This window comes from Streptococcus mitis (assembly GCF_946190275.1).
Classification (GTDB): domain Bacteria; phylum Bacillota; class Bacilli; order Lactobacillales; family Streptococcaceae; genus Streptococcus; species Streptococcus mitis_DC.
Map to the genome: position 1 here is coordinate 1 of NZ_CAMHZQ010000128.1, position 209 is coordinate 209.

The window sequence follows — 209 nt, forward strand, 5'->3', positions numbered from 1 at the left end:
TCAACGTTGCGGTTGTGCCATCGTTAAACGTTACGGTTGCTGTTCCGTTTTCTGATACTTCCACCGTCTTAGCGTTTGGATTTACTTTCTTAATCTCAGCTTCAACTTTTTCTTTTTCTTTCGGTGTTAACTCTGTTAGTTTCACAACCGGTGTCTTCGCTGGATCTGCTATCGCATTTGATTGTGCTTCCACTACTGTCTTATCTGGT

Annotated in this window: 1 protein-coding gene; it reads right to left on the minus strand. The window is 42.1% G+C overall.

Going from position 1 to position 209, the window contains the following annotated elements; translation table 11 throughout:
• Positions 1-193, minus strand: a 193-nt coding sequence (locus tag N8M20_RS10485; RefSeq protein WP_369010939.1) for a MiiA motif-containing surface protein, incomplete at its 3' end; no start/stop codon positions are given.
• Between the last annotated feature and the right edge of the window lie 16 nt (positions 194-209).